The sequence below is a fragment of the Eikenella halliae genome, from assembly GCF_001648475.1.
Classification (GTDB): Bacteria; Pseudomonadota; Gammaproteobacteria; order Burkholderiales; family Neisseriaceae; genus Eikenella; species Eikenella halliae.
Window position 1 is genome coordinate 51622 of record NZ_LXSQ01000011.1, and the last position, 18786, is coordinate 70407.

Annotated in this window: 16 protein-coding genes and 1 pseudogene; 15 read left to right on the top strand and 2 right to left on the bottom strand. The window is 55.9% G+C overall.

The genetic code is table 11. The annotated features are described in order from the left end of the window. The first annotated feature begins 155 nt into the window (after window positions 1–155). The 7 genes from zapE (at window position 156) to A7Q00_RS04105 (ending at window position 7603) form a co-directional block, all read left to right on the top strand. Window positions 156–1289: a cell division protein ZapE gene (gene zapE, locus A7Q00_RS04075; RefSeq protein WP_064089349.1), complete on the top strand. Its 1134-nt coding sequence runs from the start codon at window positions 156–158 to the stop codon at window positions 1287–1289. A gap of 63 nt (window positions 1290–1352) precedes the next feature. Beyond that, window positions 1353–1925: an aminoacyl-tRNA hydrolase gene (gene pth / locus A7Q00_RS04080; RefSeq protein ID WP_064089350.1), complete on the top strand. Its 573-nt coding sequence runs from the start codon at window positions 1353–1355 to the stop codon at window positions 1923–1925. A gap of 64 nt (window positions 1926–1989) precedes the next feature. Beyond that, window positions 1990–3468, top strand: a complete 1479-nt coding sequence (gene ubiD / locus A7Q00_RS04085) for a 4-hydroxy-3-polyprenylbenzoate decarboxylase (protein WP_064089351.1) — start codon at window positions 1990–1992, stop codon at window positions 3466–3468. Window positions 3469–3549: 81 nt separating this feature from the next. After that, window positions 3550–4125 carry an NAD(P)H-dependent oxidoreductase gene (locus A7Q00_RS04090; protein ID WP_064089352.1) on the top strand — a complete coding sequence of 192 codons (576 nt, stop codon included), beginning with the start codon at window positions 3550–3552 and terminating at the stop codon, window positions 4123–4125. A 177-nt stretch (window positions 4126–4302) separates the two neighbouring features. Then, a complete protein-coding gene (locus A7Q00_RS04095; protein ID WP_064089353.1) occupies window positions 4303–5820 on the top strand; it encodes an ABC transporter permease/substrate-binding protein in 1518 nt (505 codons plus the stop codon). A gap of 108 nt (window positions 5821–5928) precedes the next feature. Next, complete coding sequence (locus tag A7Q00_RS04100; protein WP_064089354.1) at window positions 5929–6789, top strand: SDR family oxidoreductase; 861 nt, start codon at window positions 5929–5931, stop codon at window positions 6787–6789. Beyond that, window positions 6779–7603 carry an ABC transporter ATP-binding protein gene (locus tag A7Q00_RS04105; protein WP_064089355.1) on the top strand — a complete coding sequence of 275 codons (825 nt, stop codon included), beginning with the start codon at window positions 6779–6781 and terminating at the stop codon, window positions 7601–7603. The genes A7Q00_RS04100 and A7Q00_RS04105 overlap by 11 nt, the downstream gene beginning before the upstream one ends. A 118-nt stretch (window positions 7604–7721) precedes the next feature. Here the strand turns inward: A7Q00_RS04105 and A7Q00_RS04110 are convergent, their stop codons facing one another. Then, window positions 7722–8837 (bottom strand): NADH-dependent flavin oxidoreductase, encoded by a 1116-nt coding sequence (locus A7Q00_RS04110; RefSeq protein ID WP_064089356.1) that lies wholly within the window; start codon window positions 8835–8837, stop codon window positions 7722–7724. A gap of 389 nt (window positions 8838–9226) precedes the next feature. Between A7Q00_RS04110 and A7Q00_RS04115 the strand changes: the two genes are divergently transcribed. From A7Q00_RS04115 to A7Q00_RS04145, 7 genes are all read left to right on the top strand, one after another. After that, window positions 9227–10033, top strand: coding sequence for a class I SAM-dependent methyltransferase (locus A7Q00_RS04115; RefSeq protein ID WP_064089357.1), 807 nt, complete (start codon window positions 9227–9229; stop codon window positions 10031–10033). A 191-nt stretch (window positions 10034–10224) separates the two neighbouring features. Continuing rightward, window positions 10225–10767: a 5' nucleotidase, NT5C type gene (locus tag A7Q00_RS04120; protein WP_064089358.1), complete on the top strand. Its 543-nt coding sequence runs from the start codon at window positions 10225–10227 to the stop codon at window positions 10765–10767. Window positions 10768–11175: 408 nt separating this feature from the next. Then, a complete protein-coding gene (locus tag A7Q00_RS04125; protein ID WP_064089359.1) occupies window positions 11176–12561 on the top strand; it encodes a Na+/H+ antiporter family protein in 1386 nt (461 codons plus the stop codon). Further along, a complete protein-coding gene (locus tag A7Q00_RS04130; RefSeq protein WP_064089360.1) occupies window positions 12561–12785 on the top strand; it encodes a SlyX family protein in 225 nt (74 codons plus the stop codon). The genes A7Q00_RS04125 and A7Q00_RS04130 overlap by 1 nt, the downstream gene beginning before the upstream one ends. A 126-nt stretch (window positions 12786–12911) precedes the next feature. Beyond that, the gene (locus A7Q00_RS04135) at window positions 12912–13334 is read left to right on the top strand and encodes a hypothetical protein (RefSeq protein ID WP_064089361.1); all 423 of its coding nucleotides are present in this window, start codon (window positions 12912–12914) and stop codon (window positions 13332–13334) included. A 55-nt stretch (window positions 13335–13389) separates the two neighbouring features. Next, window positions 13390–13815, top strand: a complete 426-nt coding sequence (locus A7Q00_RS04140; protein ID WP_064089362.1) for an HNH endonuclease family protein — start codon at window positions 13390–13392, stop codon at window positions 13813–13815. Window positions 13816–14038: 223 nt separating this feature from the next. Then, a complete protein-coding gene (locus tag A7Q00_RS04145) occupies window positions 14039–14692 on the top strand; it encodes an IS1595 family transposase (protein ID WP_064089363.1) in 654 nt (217 codons plus the stop codon). A 355-nt stretch (window positions 14693–15047) separates the two neighbouring features. Here A7Q00_RS04145 and carB read toward each other — a convergent pair whose 3' ends face one another. After that, a complete protein-coding gene (gene carB / locus A7Q00_RS04150) occupies window positions 15048–18257 on the bottom strand; it encodes a carbamoyl-phosphate synthase large subunit (protein ID WP_064089364.1) in 3210 nt (1069 codons plus the stop codon). Between the two features lie 326 nt (window positions 18258–18583). Between carB and A7Q00_RS12760 the strand changes: the two are divergent. Further along, window positions 18584–18786 (top strand): annotated as a pseudogene (locus A7Q00_RS12760) (IS1595 family transposase); the annotation flags it as partial.

Consider the following 18786-nt stretch of genomic DNA (forward strand, 5'->3'; position numbering starts at 1 on the left):
GCCAATACGGTATGAAAACGAGGCATTCCGGCCATGGCCCGCCCGTTTCATCGCCTGTTCACACCTGTTCATCCCCCGCCATATCAGGCAAAATAGCAGCGTTTTTCATTCATCCAGCCTTCCAAAGGCTACCTGAAACCCACCCACCGCACATCATGACCACATTCACCCCGCCCCCCTTCGCCGGCCACAGCCCCCTGAGCTGGTATCAGGCCGCGTCCCGGCAGCCCGGCTTTATCCGCGATGCCGCCCAAGAAACCGCCATCCGCCGCCTCGACCAGCTCTGGCACGAGCTCAATGCCCACCGCCAACAGCGCGGCCGCCTGCTGGGCAAACTCTTCGGCAAAAAAAACCAGCCGCCCAAAGGCCTCTATTTCTACGGCGGCGTCGGGCGCGGCAAAAGCTTCCTGATGGACGCCTTCCACGGCTGCCTGCCGCCCGGCACCGCCCGCCGCGTACACTTCCACGCCTTCATGGCCGAAGCCCACCGCCGCATGCGCGAACACAAAAACCAAGCCAACCCGCTGCAAGCCGTGGCCCGCGACATCGCCCGCGACGCCCAAATCCTCTGCTTCGACGAATTCCACGTGAGCGACATCGCCGACGCCATGATTCTCGGCCGCCTGCTCGAAGGCCTGCTGGCCGAAGGCGTGGTGCTCGTAGCCACCTCCAACTACGAGCCGGCCGGGCTCTACCCGCAAGGCCAAAACCGCAGCAGCTTCCTGCCCACCATCGCCCTGCTCGAAAAAAGCCTCGACATCCTCAACGTGGACGGCGGCCAAGACTACCGCCAACGCAGCCTCAGCCCCGCCGACATCTTCTTCATTCCCGACAATGCTGAGAGCGAAACCCGGCTCGCCGCCCTGTTCGAGCGCCACACCGGCCAAGCCCCCCAGCCCGGCAGCCTGCCCCTGCTCGGCCGCGAAATCCCCACCCAAGGCCAGGCCGACGGCGTATTGTGGTTCCATTTCGACGCCCTGTGCCGCGGCCCCCGCTCCCAGGCCGACTACCTCGCCCTGGCCGAAACCAGCCGCATGATTTTCGTCTCGCACATCCCGCAGCTCAACGAAACCGAACGCGCCGAAGCCCGCCGCCTCACCTGGCTCATCGACGTACTCTACGACTACCGTGTCAAACTCAGCGCCAGCCTCGCCGTGCCGCCCGAACAAATCTACACCCACGGCGACTTCGCCAACGAATTCGTGCGCAGCGCCAGCCGCCTCACCGAAATGCAGTCCGAAGCCTACCTCGTCCTGCCACACCTCACACTGGACAAAGAGGCTACCTGAAAAACCAGCCTCAACCCAAACAGCCACCCCTTTTCAGGTAGCCCGAACCCATAAGGAAACCCCATGCCCATCAAACTCATCGTCGGCCTCGGCAACCCCGGCCCCGAATACGAAGACACCCGCCACAACGCCGGCTTCTGGCTGCTCGACCAGCTCGCCCAGCAATGGCACAGCCATTGGCAAGACGACAGGAAATTCTTCGGCCACCTCATCCGCAGCACCCGCCCCAGCGGCGAAATCCGCCTGCTCAAGCCGCAAACCTATATGAACCTCTCCGGCCAAGCCGTGCAGGCCGTTGCCTCGTTTTATAAAATCCAGCCGCAGGAAATCCTCGTTATCCACGACGAGCTCGACCTCGAGCCCGGCCGCATCAAATTCAAACTCGGCGGCGGCAACGGCGGCCACAACGGCCTCAAAGACATCCAAGCCCGCCTCGGCAGCCCCGACTTCTACCGCCTGCGCCTGGGCATCGGCCACCCCGGCGACCGCAACGAAGTGGTGAACTACGTGCTAAAAAAACCCCGCCGCGAAGAGAAGGAACTGATCGAAGACGCCATCGACAAATCCATCGCCACCCTGCCCGACATCCTCGCCGGCAAAATCGAAGCCGCCCAGCGGGTGTTGCACGGGAAATAGGCTATAAAGGCTACCTGAAACGCCATCCACATTTTCAGGTAGCCTTAAATTAGAAAGCAACCCAATGAAATACAAAGACCTACGCGACTTCATCGCCATGCTCGAGCAGCGGGGCAAACTCAAGCGCATCGCCCATCCCGTTTCCCCGCATTTGGAAATGACTGAAATCGCCGACCGCGTGCTGCGTGCCGAAGGGCCGGCGTTGTTGTTTGAACACCCGATTAAGCCCGACGGTACGCGCTACGATTATCCTGTGTTGGCAAACCTGTTCGGCACGCCCGAACGTGTGGCGATGGGCATGGGCGCGGACAGCGTGTCCAAGCTGCGCGAAATCGGGCAGACGCTGGCGTATCTGAAAGAACCCGAACCGCCCAAAGGCATCAAAGACGCGTTTTCCAAACTGCCGCTGCTGAAAGACATTTGGAGCATGGCGCCGAACGTGGTGAAAAATGCGCCGTGTCAGGAAATTGTATGGGAAGGTGAAGACGTTGATTTGTATCAACTTCCGATTCAACATTGCTGGCCGGAAGACGTTGCGCCACTAGTAACGTGGGGCTTGACCGTAACGCGCGGTCCGCACAAAAAACGCCAGAATTTAGGCATTTACCGCCAACAACTAATCGGCAAAAACAAGCTGATTATGCGCTGGCTGTCGCATCGCGGCGGCGCGCTGGATTATCAGGAGTTCCGCAAACTCAATCCCAATACGCCGTATCCCGTCGCTGTCGTACTCGGCTGCGACCCTGCCACCATTTTGGGCGCGGTAACGCCCGTTCCCGATACCTTGAGCGAATACCAATTTGCCGGACTGCTGCGCGGTTCGCGGACGGAACTGGTGAAATGTATCGGCAACGATTTGCAAGTGCCCGCACGCGCAGAAATCGTGCTGGAAGGCGTGATTCATCCGAACGAAACCGCGTTGGAAGGCCCATACGGCGACCACACGGGCTATTACAACGAACAGGACCATTTCCCCGTGTTTACGGTCGAACGCATCACCATGCGCGAAAACCCGATTTACCACTCCACCTATACGGGCAAACCGCCCGATGAACCCGCCGTTTTAGGCGTGGCGTTGAACGAAGTGTTCGTACCGCTCTTGCAAAAGCAGTTCCCCGAAATCACCGATTTCTACCTGCCGCCAGAAGGCTGCTCCTACCGCATGGCGGTGGTCAGCATGAAAAAACAGTACGCCGGACACGCCAAGCGCGTGATGATGGGCTGCTGGTCGTTCCTGCGCCAGTTTATGTACACCAAATTCATCATCGTGGTCGATGATGATGTGAACGTGCGCGACTGGAAAGAAGTCATCTGGGCGGTAACCACGCGCATGGACCCTGTACGCGACACCGTTTTGGTGGAAAATACGCCCATCGACTACCTCGATTTTGCCAGCCCCGTCAGTGGACTCGGCGGCAAAATGGGCTTGGACGCAACCAACAAATGGCCGGGCGAAACCGACCGCGAATGGGGACGGGTAATCAAAAAAGACCCTGCGGTTACGGCTAAGATTGATGAGATTTGGGGGGAATTGGGGTTATAGAGAAAGTGTTGAAGTATTCCAATGGTTTTCAGGCAGCCTGCAACGGATAATCCATTATTTTGATTGTATTAGGAGAGAAAAATGTCATTCACTACAATTATCTACGCGCACCCATACGAGCAAAGCTTCAATTACGGTATTTTGCAACGGGTACAGCAACTGTTAGACGAAAAAGGCGAAAAATACCAACTGATCGACTTATATGAAGACGGCTTCAACCCCGCCTACACCAAAGAAGAGCTTGCCCTGTTCAATCAAGGCAAAGCCCTTGATCCGCTGGTTCTGCGTTATCAAGAACTTTTGAAAGCCTCCAGCCGCCTAATTTTCATCTTCCCAATCTGGTGGGCGGATATGCCGGCCATCGTCAAAGGATTTGAAGACAAGGTTTTCCTGAAAACGTTTGCCTATGTCCCCACCGCCACCGGTCTGAAAGGCAACCTGACCAATATCAAAGAAGCCTTGGTCATCAGCACGTCCACCGCCCCCACATGGTATCTGAAATGGTTTTGCGGCAACGGCATCGGCAAAGCGATGGTGGGACACACGCTCAAAGGCATCGGTATCGCCAAGCGCCGATGGCTCAACTTCGGCAACATGGACAAATCCACCGCCGAACAGCGGCAGGCGTTTTTGGCAGATTTAAGTCGAAATATATGATTTTAAATCATTAAATTATTGGAAGCACTATTTCAATATCACAAAAAGCAGCCTGCACTTAATAAATCCAAAGTGCAGGCTGCTTTTCCCACCTCCGCCTTCACGCCGCCATTCCTTGCCACATGCCCAAAACCCCTATACCATTCAATCCACTAACCATCAACACGGCCAACCCTCATGCCCACATCCCTCCCCTTCTCCCCCGCCGAACTCTGGCAAATGCTGCTCACACATTTATGGCTCTCCGGGCTGGCTTTGCTCGCGGCAGTGGCCATTGCCGTGCCTGCCGCCGTGTTGTTTGCGCGCAGACAGTGGGCAGCGGAAGCGGTATTGCAGTTCACCAATATATTGCAAACCATCCCGTCTTTGGCGCTGCTGGGCTTGCTGATTCCATTTGTCGGCATCGGTTCGCCGCCCGTCTTGATTGCGCTCACGCTATACGCGCTGTTGCCGATTTTTCAAAATACCTATTTGGGGCTGACCCAAATCGACCAATCGATTCAAGATGCGTACACCGCATTCGGGCTGTCGCGTTGGCAGTCGCTGTGGCGGATTGAGCTGCCGATGGCTTTGCCTGCCATGATTTCGGGCATTCGCACGGCGGCGGTGCTGATTGTCGGCACAGCAACTCTTGCTGCGTTAATCGGCGCAGGCGGCTTGGGTAACCTGATTCTGCTCGGCATCGACCGAAACAACATGACGATGACGTTTACCGGCGCATTGCTCTCCGCGCTGCTGGCGGTCGGCGTGAGCGGCATCATTGGCCTGTTGCAGAAATCGCGGCGCAAGTTGCCGATGATTCTTGCATTGGCTGTGGGCTTTGGCGCACTCGGCCTGTCGCAGATTTCATTTACACCTGCCACAAAAAACGTAGTGATTGCCGGCAAAATGGGCAGCGAGCCTGATATTCTGATTAATATGTATAAATTATTGATTGAACGTGAAAATCCGAATATCAAGGTTACCGTCAAACCCAATTTCGGCAAAACCACCTTCCTGTTCAACGCACTGAACAGCGGTGAAATCGACATTTACCCTGAATTTACCGGCACCGTGCTGGAGGCTTTAGTGCAAGTGCCGCCCGAACAGAAAAACCGCCGCCTGCCGCCTGATGAAACTTATCGACTGGGCAAACAATTATTGGCGGAACAATATCGGCTGGAATTTCTGCCACCGATGTCTTATCAGAACACTTATGCGTTGGCGGTCAAAGAAAGCTACGGCGCGGCGCACCAACTGAAGACAATCAGCGATTTAAAGCAGGCTGCACCCGATATTCGGGCAGGCTTTTCGCTGGAGTTTACCGACCGGGCGGACGGCTACAAAGGCATGCAGGCAGCCGGTATCACGCTGAAACATATTGTTAGCTTAGAACCTGCCTTACGCTATACGGCATTGTTGAATGACAAAATCGACCTAGTGGAAGCCTTTTCTACCGATGCTGAGTTGAAACAATATCAATTACGCCTACTGAAAGACGACATTTCCCTGTTCCCCGCCTATCAGGGCGCACCGCTGATGAAAGCCGAATTTGCCACGAAGAATCCGCAAATCGTGGCCGCGCTGAACCGCTTGGCCGGCAAAATCAGCGAAGCGGAAATGAGCGAGATGAACTACCGCGTGAAAGTGCAAGGCGAAAGCGCGGAACACGTGGCGCGGGATTATTTGGAGAAGAATGGGTTGCTGGCGAATTGAAATGAGCGGCAGGCTACCTGAAAGCCCAAAAAGCAGCCTGCACATGGTTTGACAGAAACCCTGCAAACGGCAAAGCCATCCCTTTTGAAAACGCATAAGGAAAACAACATGAACATCGCCATCACCGGCTCCAGCGGCAACATCGGCGGCATGGTCGCCCGTCATCTGAACACACGTGGTCTGCCGCTTATTCTGCCGCTGCGCAACCCCGCCAAAGCGCCCGACCTGCCGAACTGCGAGGCGCGGCAGTTTGCCTATGGTGATTTGGAGCTTGCCGAGCAGGCGTTAAACGGGGTGGACGTGCTGTTTATGGTGTCCGCCGCCGAAAGCCCGACGCGTGAGCAAGAGCATTTGACTTTGGTGCAGGCTGCTTCGGAAGCGGGCGTGCAACATATGGTTTATCTCTCTTTTGCGCAGGCGGCGTTGGACAGCACCTTCACGCTGGCGCGCACCCATGCGGTTACCGAAAATGCAATCCGGCAAACAAATATGCGTTACACCTTTCTGCGCGACAATTTTTACAGTGAGATGATGGCAACGATTGCCAACGCAGACGGCATCATCGCAGGCCCAGCCGACGACGGGCGCGTTGCCTGCGTTTCGCAGCGCGATGTTGCCCAAGCGGCGGCAAACGTCATCGCCGACATCGCATGCGGCAACCACCGCCACGATAATCAGACCTATACGCTGACCGGTTCCCAATCATTAAGTTTTGCTGAAATAGCCGCCGTCTTAACCGAAATCACCGGCAAACCTCACCGCTACCACAACGAAACCCTAGAAGAAGCCTTCGCCAGCCGCAAAGCCGCTTACCCTGATACGCCCGACTGGCAGATTGAAGCATGGGTTTCCACCTACACCGCCATTGCCAAAGGCGAACTTGCCGCCGTTTCAGGCGACCTGCCGAAATTGTTGGGACGTGCACCGCTTAATTTTGAAGACGTAGTAAAGGCACAATATGCAAAATAATCTTGCCCCGTTTATCGAATTTCGCGGCGCAGGCAAGCACTATGACGGCAAATATGCTGTGCGCGATTTGGATTTGACCATTTATCAGGGCGAATTTTTCGTGTTGGTGGGCGGCTCGGGCAGCGGCAAATCCACCACTTTACGCATGATTAACGCGCTGATTGAACCGACCGACGGCAACGTTTATCTGCACGGCAAGCGGATTAAAGACTACGACATCCGCCAGCTCCGCCACCAAATCGGTTACGTCTTGCAGCAAATCGCCCTATTCCCCACCATGACCGTGGCGGAAAACATCGCGCTCATGCCCGACATTTTGGGCTGGCCCAAAGCCGAACGCAAAGCGCGCGTGAACGAATTGTTGGAACTGGTGGAACTCGACCCTGCACGCTACCGCGACCGTTATCCGCACGAACTTTCCGGCGGCGAACAGCAGCGCATCGGCATTTTGCGCGCCATTGCCGCCAAGCCCCAAGTGCTGCTGATGGACGAACCGTTTTCCGCGCTCGACCCGCTGGTGCGCACCGTGCTGCAAGACCAAATCGCCATGATTCACCGGAAATTCGGCACCACCATCGTGTTTGTGACCCACGATATGCAGGAAGCCCTGAAACTCGCCTGCCGCATCGGCGTGATGCACAACGGCCAGCTGGTACAAATCGGCACGCCCGAAGAAATCAAAAAGCAGCCTGCAAACGATTACGTGCAATCGCTGTTTTCCACCGCCGACGCACCCGATGCCGAACGCATCATCCACCAATTCTTACGATTGGATAAGCAAGGGCAGGAGACGGTGAGGCGGGCGTTGTTTTGATTCGGGGTTAAGGCTACCTGAAAACCTAAAAAGCAGCCTGCACTTTGAATTTCTCAAGTGCAGGCTGCTTTTGCTATTTTTCAAACAGTCTTCAGCTTCTAAAGGCCGTCTAAAACGCTCAAATATCCACAATCTGCCGCTCCATCCCTTTCACGGGCGGCAGCCACGGCGAGTTGATGAGGCAGCGTTGCCACAGCGCGTCGGGCAGGCGGTAGTGGTCGGCGCGGGCGGGGTCGAGATCGGTTTGGATGTCGGCATCGCGGCCTTCGCGCACCAAGTCGGCCAAATCTGGGTTAATCATCACGGTTTTGCCCAGCGCGATAAACTCTGCCCAGCCGGTATTAAACGCTTTGGCGATGTCGCTGCCGGTGTAGAGGTTGCCCACGCCGATTAAGGGCAGGCGGCCGCCGATGCGCTCGTGCAGCAGTTCCATGCGGGCGCGGCGGGTGTCTGCGCCGCGTCGGGCGTGTTTGTAGAAGTCCCACAGCGAAACGTGCAGATATTGCAGCGGTTTTTGCACCAGCGCGTCCACGAGGGTGAAGGTTTCCTCCATGGTAATGCCGTGTTCGCCCGGCTCTTCGGGCGAAAAGCGGTAACCCAAGATGAAGTCGGGTTTGGCGTGTGCTTTCACGGCGGCGGCGACGGCATCGACCACGGCCAGCGGGAAGCGCAGGCGGTTGTGCAGGCTGCCGCCCCATTCGTCGGTGCGGCGGTTGGTTTGGGCGGACACAAATTGTTGCAGCAGGTAGCCGTTTGCGCCGTGGATTTCTACGCCGTCAAACCCGGCCTGCACCGCGAGGGCAGCGGCATTGGCATAGGCGGCGATGAGCTGTTCGATTTCGGCTACGGCCAGTTCGCGCGCGCCCGTGGCTTCATCGGCGGACGGGGCGACGATGTCGGCGGAAAGTTCGGCTTTCAGGCCACCGTGATGGATTTGTAGGATGGCTTTCGCACCCTGTGCTTGGGCGATTCGGGCGACTTCGCGCAAGCTGGGCAGGTCGTCCTCGTTGATGGCGTACGGCTGGCCGTGGAAGGTTTTGCCGTTTGCCTGCACCAATGTAGCGGCGGCGATAAACAGGCCGAAGCCTTTGAAGCGGTTTTGCAGAAACGTGCGCTCTTGGTCGGTGATGTGGCCGTTTTCGTCCGAAGCGAAGTGGGTCATGGGGGCGACGGCGAGGCGGTTGGAAACGGTGGCGCCGTTATTGAAGGTGTAAGGCTGGAAGACGGGGTTCATGGGGATTCCTTTGTGTGGAGGGAGTTTCAGGTAGCCCAAAGCGGCAGGCGCATTCGGTATACACGCAATTACCGCATCAACGACATTTTGATAATTGGGCAGTTTGGCTTGTTTTTCAAGCAGAAGGCTACCTGAAAACACCACGAAGCAGCCGGCGTGTTTCCCTGATATAGCTGCTTTAACCATCCGGATGAGCCACTTTAGAGCTTTCAGGTAGCCTTTCACATCATCTCAAGCTGCTTATTCAGGCGTATAATCACTTTTGTAAGATTCTCATTTCTATTTAGCTCAACAGGCTGCCTGAAAGCAAAGCTGCAACCCAGTTTCTGTACGGCTCAAATCTCCGTTTAAGGAAATGCCTGCAGGCAGCCCGGTTCAGGAGAGATGTCATGCTAAAAATCCAAAACGCCGTCAGCGAAACCCTGCTGATTCCGCTCTACATGAAATACCTCGACGCACAACAAAGCCAGCCGATACTGAACGACCCGGCCGCCCTGCGCCTTGTGCCGCAAATCGACTACGACTTCACCCGATTCCGCTCCGCCCGTAACAGCCGTGTGGGCACAGCCCTGCGCGCCCGCTATTTCGACCAAGTGGCCGCCGATTTTATTCGCCGCCACCCCGAAGGCATCGTTGCCATTCTCGGCTGCGGGCTCGACGGCCGCCGCGAGCGGCTCGGCAGCGCCGCCGACCACACCCCCTTCTACCAGCTCGACCTGCCCGACGTCATCGCCCTGCGCGAAACACTGCTGCCGCCGCAAGCCAACGAAACCCTCGTCCCCGCCTCCGCATTCGACACCGGCTGGATGGAACGGCTGCGCCAAAGCCACCCCGCCGCCCCCGTGCTCTTTATCCTCGAAGGCGTGCTGATGTATTTTGCCGAAGTCCAAGTGCGCGAACTGTTCCAACAGCTTGCCCAACGCTTCCGCGGCGAAATCGCCTTCGACGTGGCCGGCACGTTTATGGTGAAACATTCCGACCAACACGACGCCCTCAAACACGCCCGTGCCAGCTTTGATTTCGCCTGTGACGACGACCGCCAAATGGAAAGCTGGGCCGCCAACCTCCATCTTGTGTCTGCCAAACACATGACCGACTTCCCCGAAGCCAAAGACATCGGTCTCAACTACTGGCTCATGCGCCTATTTCCCAAAATCCGCCATGCCTATCGATTGCTGCACTACCGGATTGATTAGGGCAAACAGAACAAAGGCTACCTGAAACTTCAGGTAGCCTTTTCAGCCCAACAGGCCATGCCACAAATTCAGGCATTCGAGCATTGGCGTTTGAAAATTGACAGCCCAAACCTAGATGCCCGATAAAACCTTATAATCGAGCTACCAACTTTTCAGCCCGTCTTATCCCAACACACCACAGAAAGCCCGCCATGCTCATCCTGCTCGACCAAGACAACGTGCTCGCCGACTTTGAAAGCGGATTCCGCCGCCATTGGCGCGTCCGCTTCGGCGAAGACGCGCCGATAGAAGGCAAAGAACACATTTTCTACATCCGCGACCGCCTGCCCGAGCACCTGCGCACGCACGCGACCGAACTCTACGGTGCAGTCGGTTTTTTCGAAAGCCTGCCGCCCATGCCCGGCGCAGTGGAAGCTGCCCACGCCCTTTTTGCTGCCGGTCACGACGTGCGTATCTGCACCGCGCCGGTCAACCAATACCGCTACTGCGCCGGCGAGAAAATCGCCTGGGTGGAGCAACACTTGGGCGCAGAATGGACACGGCGCGTGATTATCGCCAAAGACAAAACCTGGGTACGCGGCGACATCCTCATCGACGACAAACCGACTATCGAAGGCAGCCTGCCGCCCCTGTGGCAACACCGCCTCTATGATGCGCCACACAACCGCCACCTGAACTTACCGCGCATTGTGTGGACACAGCCGGAAACCTGGGCGGATTTGCTGGATAATTGATGCCGCCAGCTTGAAGGCTACCTGAAAAATAAGTGCACTTGTTTTTCAGGTAGCCTTTCTTATGCAAATAGCACGCCTCTCTGCTCCCCTGCCGATAATTATCTTTCCCGCTCATCCGCACCTAAATTCTGCTTATGAAGAAACTACTTTCCTGCTTTTCAGGTAGCCTTCACTATTCTGCTGAATCGGCGGGGAAATTTATTCACAGCCAATCAATCTGCCTGTTGCCTGCCGCTTTTTCCGTTGTTATACTCATTTCCCGATTAATGAAATAAATCTGCGGCCAATGTCCATCTGGCCACAAAGCTAAAGCGCTTATTTCTCCACATCGGGCAATAAACGGAGAAATTGGGCTTTGGCTTTTGCTTTTGGCGGATGCGGATTCGGCGCAAGAAAGGAGAATGCAAAATGAATGCTGTCGTTTTAGCAGTGCTGGTGATGCTGGTTTTGTCGGCGGCACGCGTACACGTTGTATTGAGCCTGGTTATCGGCGCATTTGTGGGCGGCCTGGCCGCCGGGCTGCCGCTGGCGGATATTATCGACCCGGCCACCCATGAAGTCATCACCAAAGGTGTAATCACCCATTTCCAAAGCGGCTTGGCTGGCGGTGCGAAGATTGCGCTCTCCTATGCCATGCTCGGCGCGTTTGCCATGGCGATTGCCCACTCCGGCCTGCCCTATCAGCTGGCCGGCATGGTGGTGCGCAAAATGGGCGGCGATGCCAGCCGCGACCAAATCCCCTCCGGCGTAAATGGCCTGAAATGGGGGCTGATCGGCGCGCTCTTGCTGATGAGCATCATGAGCCAAAACATCATCCCGATCCACATCGCCTTTATCCCGATGGTGGTGCCGCCGCTTTTGCTCGTGTTCAACCGCATGCAGATCGACCGCCGCCTGCTGGCCTGCGTGCTCACCTTCGGCCTGGTAACCACCTACATGTTCCTGCCTTATGGTTTTGGTGCGATTTTCTTAAACCAAATCCTGCTGGCCAACATTCAAAAAGCCGGTATGGACGTGCAGGGCGTCAACGTGATGGAAGCCATGGCGATTCCCGCCGCCGGCATGCTTGTGGGGCTGCTGCTCGCCTTCGTCCACTACCGCAAACCGCGCCACTACACCAATAACCAGGTGGATTTAAGCTCCGAGCAGGCTGCGGCCAATGCGCCGAAAATCTCCACCTACCGCAGCGTGGTGGCCGTGGTGGCGATTGTGGCTTCCTTTGTGGTGCAGCTGGTGTACGACGACGCTCTGCTCTTGGGCGCGATGATCGGCTTCGGCGTATTCATGGCCACCGGCGTGGTGCGTCGCCGCGAAGTGGATGCGGTATTCGACAGCGGCCTACGCATGATGGCGATGATCGGCTTCATCATGATTGCCGCCCAGGGCTTCGCCGAAGTGATGCAGGCCACCGGCCAGATCAAACCCTTGGTCGACACCAGCGCCAGCCTGTTCGCCGGCAACAAAAGCATGGCCGCCCTGGTTATGCTCGCCGTCGGCTTGCTGGTAACCATGGGCATCGGCAGCTCCTTCTCCACCCTGCCCATCATCACGGCCATTTATGTGCCGTTGTGCGCGGGAATGGGCTTCTCACCGCTGGCCACCGTAGCCATCATCGGCACTGCCGGCGCGCTGGGCGATGCCGGGTCGCCCGCTTCCGATTCCACCCTCGGCCCCACTTCCGGCCTGAACGTAGACGGCCAGCACGACCACATCTACGATTCGGTCATCCCCACCTTCATCCACTACAACCTGCCGCTGATGGCCGCAGGCTGGGTGGCCGCCATGGTGCTGTGATGACGCAAAACGATACCGAAGCGCGGCTGGCCGAACTGGAAATTCAGGTAGCCCTGCAGAACGACCTGCTCGACAGCCTGAACGACACCGTCGCCCGCTTGCAGCAAGCCTTAGACTTGCAACAAGCCCAGCTGCGCCTGCTCTACGGCCGCTTGCAGGAAAAAGATGGCGGCGGCGCCAACCAAGCCTTTAATCCCGCCGCCGAAATCCCGCCGCATTATTGAAGGCCAAGCGTGTATCAACCAAGAGGCTACCTGAAAACGTTTCATGTTTTTCAGGTAGCCTCTTGCCAACTTGCCCATGCCTTTTCTATCATTCCGCCCCTCATTTCAACCACAAGAAAGCACATCATGCCCTCCCCAATCTCCATCGGCCGCACCGCCCTCCTGGCCGGCCTCGTTTGCCTCACTGTCGGCTGCGCCAGCCTAGACACGCGTATGAAACGCTTTGTTGGCAAACCCATCGATGCAGTTATCAAATCCTATGGCGTCGAACCCACAGAAGGTAGAGTCAAATCGGAAAACAACCGCTATGCCTACCTTTGGCGCTATACTTATTACTCCTACGGCGGCCGTGAATACGAAGGTAGCAGTCAAAACGGTCCCATCATTACCAACTACTATAGCGACGTCTGCTACGGACAAGACCAAGACCGCATTTTCTACACTGACGATCAAGGCATCATCGTGGATTATTATTGGCAAAACAGCGACAAATGGCGCGTGAATTGCCGCACTCATCGAATTGGCCGGTATTTCCGAAGATCTCTGTAACCAACCATATCCTTCAAACTACATTGATGCGTTTGCCATAACCCAGCACGTCGAGATGGCGTTCAGCGGCTTGAAGGCCCCAGGCAGTCTCGAGCCCTTCACCAAGCTGGAAATCGAGCACATCTTGCCCGACATCCCGAAGTCGGAGCTGCGTGCCACGTGGGCAGCAGAGAACCCGAATGCGGTCTACGACGACTACAAGAATCGCCTCGGCAATCTGACCTTGCTGGAAAAACCAATCAATATCGTCGCGGGAAATGATTTCTACAAGGCCAAGCAGGCAGAATACGGCAAGAGCGGCAACTACCTGACGCGCAGTCTGGTGGCCCTGACCGAGGTCGGCCAGAATACATCGATTTCCCGGATCAACACCAAGCTGGAGGCTTTTCCTGCGTGGAATGCCGCATCCATCGAGAAGCGCCACGCGCTGCTCATCGCGCTGGCGCAGGAAGTCTGGAAGACGACTCCAACCGACGTCTGATGATGGAGGTCTATCGACATGAGTAATGCATCAGCACCTGCGCCGATGTGCGATGACTGCAAGCCAACGGGCAATGATTAACTCAGTGGCAAAGATATTGAGTGCGCCAGTGTGTTTACCGCCAAACTGCCGTTGCAACGCATCCAGCCTGGCTTTTAACTCTTCCTTTACATCGTCTTTCAATGGGGCTGACGTAGATTAGTAGTTATGCTAGGCTACGAAAATGCAGATAACCAATTGTAAATTAAGCAAGAGAGTTCAAAATAAACTGCTTGAATTTTTCGTACTCCAAGTTACCACCCGTTCCGCTGCCGATATTTTGGGCATTCAGCCCAACTCCGCTATTCTGTTTTACCGTAAAATCCGCATGGTCATCAGCCATCATTTGGCCTTGGCTGCCGATGAGGTTTTCGAGGGCCCCGTCGAGTTGGACGAAAGCTATTTCGGCGGACGGCGTAAAGGCAGACGTGGTCGCGGTGCGGCAGGAAAAGTGGTTGTCTTCGGCATCCTGAAACGCAACGGACGGGTCTATACCGTTGTCTTAGATAATGCCAAGTCCGATACTTTGATGCCTGTTATCAAACAGAAAATCATGCCGGACAGCATTGTTTACACGGATAGCCTGAGCAGCTACGACAAGTTGGACGTGAGCGGTTTTATCCATCACCGCATCAACCATTCCAAGGAATTTGCAGACCGCCAGAACCATATCAACGGCATTGAGAATTTTTGGAATCAGGCAAAACGCGTCTTGCGCAAATACAACGGAATCGACCGCAAATCTTTCCCACTGTTCTTGAAAGAATGTGAGTTTCGATTTAACTTCGGCACACCGTCTCAACAGCTTAAAATCCTGCGGGATTGGTGTGGAATTTAGGGCTAATCTACGTCAGCCCCTTTCTTTTTGGCGGTTGAACATCACAACCCCTCACTTCTGCTCTTCCCCACCCCAAACGCTTCTTGGGCACGGATATTCGTGGTGGAAACCCTGGTGTGGTGCATACCGCTTTAAAACAGCAGCCTTCAAACGGTTGCTGTTTTTGTTGCCGATAATGAAAAGGCTACCTGAAAACTTTCAGGTAGCCTTTTTATAGTGGATTCAATTTAAACCAGTACAGCGTTGGCTCGCCTTGCCGTAACGTGTGTACTGTCTGCGGCTCGCCGCCTTGTCCTGATTTAAATTTAATCCACTATAATCCACTATATTATCTGGCGTTTGCCTGGAGTACCTGCTAGCCTTTCAAGCGGGCGTGTAAATCCTGCACGCTATATACGCCGAGGAGGTTGAAGCTTTTCATTCCTTCGCTCATGGCTTCGCCGCCGGCGATGGTGGTGTATTGCGGCACGCGTTGGGTGAGGGCGCTGCGGCGGATGCTGTGGCTGTCGGCGACGGATTGCGGGTTGCTGGATACGGTGTTCACCACCAGCGCGATTTCGCCGTTTTTAATCGCGTCCACGATGTGCGGGCGGCCTTCGGGCACTTTGTTCACCGCCTGCACCACCACGCCGTGTTCTTTCAGGTAGCCCGCCGTGCCGCGCGTGGCGCAAACGCCGTAGCCCAAGGCTTGGAAGTTTTGCGCGGTTTTGACGATGTGCGGTTTGTCTTCTTCGCGTACGGACAGGAACACTTTGCCGGTCGGGTTCAGGCGCTCGCCCGCGCCGAGTTGGGCTTTGAGGTAGGCTTCGCCGAAGGTTTCGCCCACGCCCATCACTTCGCCGGTGGAGCGCATTTCGGGGCCCAAAATCGTGTCCACGCCGGGGAATTTGATGAAGGGGAACACGGCTTCTTTAACGGCATAGAAATCGGGGACGACTTCTTTTTCCACGCCTTGCTCTTGCAGGGAAATGCCTGCCATGCAGCGTGCGCCGACTTTGGCGAGCGGCACGCCGGTGGCTTTGGAGACGAAGGGGACGGTGCGGCTGGCGCGCGGGTTCACTTCCAACACGAACACCACGCCGTCCTGCACGGCGAACTGTACGTTCATCAGGCCGACCACGCCCAGCGCGTAGGCCATGGCTTTGGTTTGGCGGCGGATTTCGTCTTGGATTTCTTCGCTGAGCGAGTAGGGCGGCAGCGAGCAGCCGGAGTCGCCGGAGTGGATGCCTGCCTGTTCGACGTGCTGCATGATGCCGCCGATAACGACGTCTTTGCCGTCTGAAACGCAGTCCACATCGACTTCAATCGCGTTGTTCAGGAAGAAGTCGAGCAACACGGGGCTGTCTTCGGATACCTGCACGGCTTCGCGCATGTATTTTTGCAGCTCTTCGGCGGAGTGGACGACCTGCATGGCGCGGCCGCCGAGGACGTAAGACGGGCGCACGACCAGCGGATAGCCGATTTCTTCGGCTTTGACGAGCGCTTCTTCTTCGTTGTGGGCGATGCGGTTGGGCGGTTGGCGCAGGCCTAAGTCGTTCAACACTTTTTGGAAGCGTTCGCGGTCTTCGGCGGCGTCGATGCTGTCGGCGGACGTGCCGATGATGTTCACGCCGTTTTCAACCAGCGCGTTGGCGAGTTTGAGCGGGGTTTGACCGCCGTAATGCACAATCACGCCCCACGGGTTTTCGGTGCGGACGATTTCCAACACGTCTTCCAGCGTCAGCGGCTCGAAATACAGGCGGTCGCTGGTGTCGAAGTCGGTGGATACGGTTTCGGGGTTGCAGTTCACCATGATGGTTTCAAAGCCCGATTCGCGCAGGGCGAGCGCGGCATGAACGCAGCAATAGTCAAACTCGATGCCCTGACCGATACGGTTCGGGCCGCCGCCGAGAATCATCACTTTTTTACGGTCGGAAGGGCGCGCTTCGCATTCCTCTTCGTAAGTAGAGTAGAGGTAGGCGGTTTCGGTGGCGAACTCGGCGGCGCAGGTATCGACGCGTTTATACACGGGATGCAGCTTCAGCGCGTAGCGGTGTTCGCGCACTTCTTTTTCTTTTACGCCTAAAAGCTGCGCGATGCGTTTGTCGGAGAAACCTTTGCGTTTCAGACGACGTAAGGCGGCGAAATCCAAATCTTGCAGGCAGCCTGCACTTACCTGCTGCTCTTCTTTCACCAAGTCTTCGATTTGCGCCAAGAACCAAGGGTCGATGGCGCAGATTTCGTGGATTTCTTCCAGCGTGAAGCCCGCGCGGAACGCGTCTGCCACAAACAGCATACGCTCAGGTCCGGGGTTGGCCAGTTCGCGGCGGATTTCGGCTTTATCTTCGCTGCGCGGATTGAAGCCGCACAAGCCCGTTTCCAAGCCGCGCAGGGCTTTTTGGAAACTTTCCTGAATCGTGCGGCCCATCGCCATCACTTCGCCCACCGATTTCATCTGTGTGGTCAGGCGGTCGTCTGCGGCGGGGAATTTTTCAAACGCGAAACGCGGGATTTTGGTTACCATATAGTCGATGGAAGGCTCGAACGACGCGGGCGTACGGCCGCCGGTGATGTCGTTGCGCAGCTCGTCCAGCGTAAAGCCGACCGCCAGCTTCGCCGCCACCTTCGCAATCGGGAAGCCCGTCGCTTTGGAAGCCAGCGCGGACGAACGGCTCACGCGCGGGTTCATCTCAATCACAATCATCTCGCCGTTTTCAGGGTTCACCGCAAACTGCACGTTCGAGCCGCCCGTGTCCACGCCGATTTCGCGCAATACCGCTAAGCTTGCGTTGCGCATGATTTGGTATTCCTTGTCCGTCAGCGTCTGCGCCGGTGCAACCGTAATCGAGTCGCCCGTATGCACGCCCATCGGGTCGAAGTTTTCAATCGAACAAATAATGATGCAGTTGTCGGCCTTATCGCGCACCACCTCCATCTCGTACTCTTTCCAGCCGAGCACGGACTGCTCAATCAGCAGCTCATGCGTGGGCGACGCATCGAAACCGCGTTCGCAAATCGCCAGAAACTCGTCTTTATTGTAGGCAATGCCGCCGCCCGAACCGCCCATGGTGAAAGACGGGCGAATCAGCGTCGGGAAGCCGACCTGTTCCTGCGCCGCCAAGGCTTCGTTCATCGTGTGGCAGACAAAAGATTTCGGGCAGGAGAGGCCGATTTTTTCCATCGCCTCCTTAAAGCGGCCGCGGTCTTCCGCCTTGTCGATGGCGTCTTCCGTCGCGCCGATTAACTCAACATTGTATTTCGCCAGCACACCGTTGCGCGCCAAATCCAGCGCACAGTTCAGCGCGGTCTGACCGCCCATCGTGGGCAGAATCGCATCGGGCCGCTCCTTGGCGATAATCTTCTCCACCGTCTGCCACATAATCGGCTCGATGTAGGTAACATCCGCCATTTCAGGGTCGGTCATAATCGTGGCGGGGTTGGAATTCACCAAAATGACTTTATAGCCTTCTTCACGCAAAGCCTTACAGGCCTGTGCGCCTGAATAGTCAAATTCGCAGGCCTGACCGATAACGATAGGGCCGGCGCCGATGATAAGGATGGATTTTAGGTCGGTACGTTTGGGCATGGTATTTCCTATTGGATTAAGTCTAAAGTTAATCTAGTTTAACTGAAGGTAACGTTTTCAATGAATTGAGAAAGTTATGCCATTCTGCAACTTCCTCCTGTTTCTCAATAATTTTCCCAAATGGCAATAAATTCTCAAACGTTAGGAAATTAAAGCAAAATTCAATAGCAGCATCTATTTTATTTTTTAAATTTGGAATTTCTTTTACTTCCTTTGCCCAATATGCTAAGTCTTTGGATGATAATAAATCAATTTTATCTATTGGGAAATTGTCTATAAATTTTTTTGGGGCTGACGTAGATTAGTAGTTATGCTAGGCTACGAAAATGCAGATAACCAATTGTAAATTAAGCAAGAGAGTTCAAAATAAACTGCTTGAATTTTTCGTACTCCAAGTTACCGCCCGTTCCGCTGCCGATATTTTGGGCATTCAGCCCAACTCCGCTATTCTGTTTTACCGTAAAATCCGCATGGTCATCAGCCATCATTTGGCCTTGGCTGCCGATGAGGTTTTCGAGGGCCCCGTTGC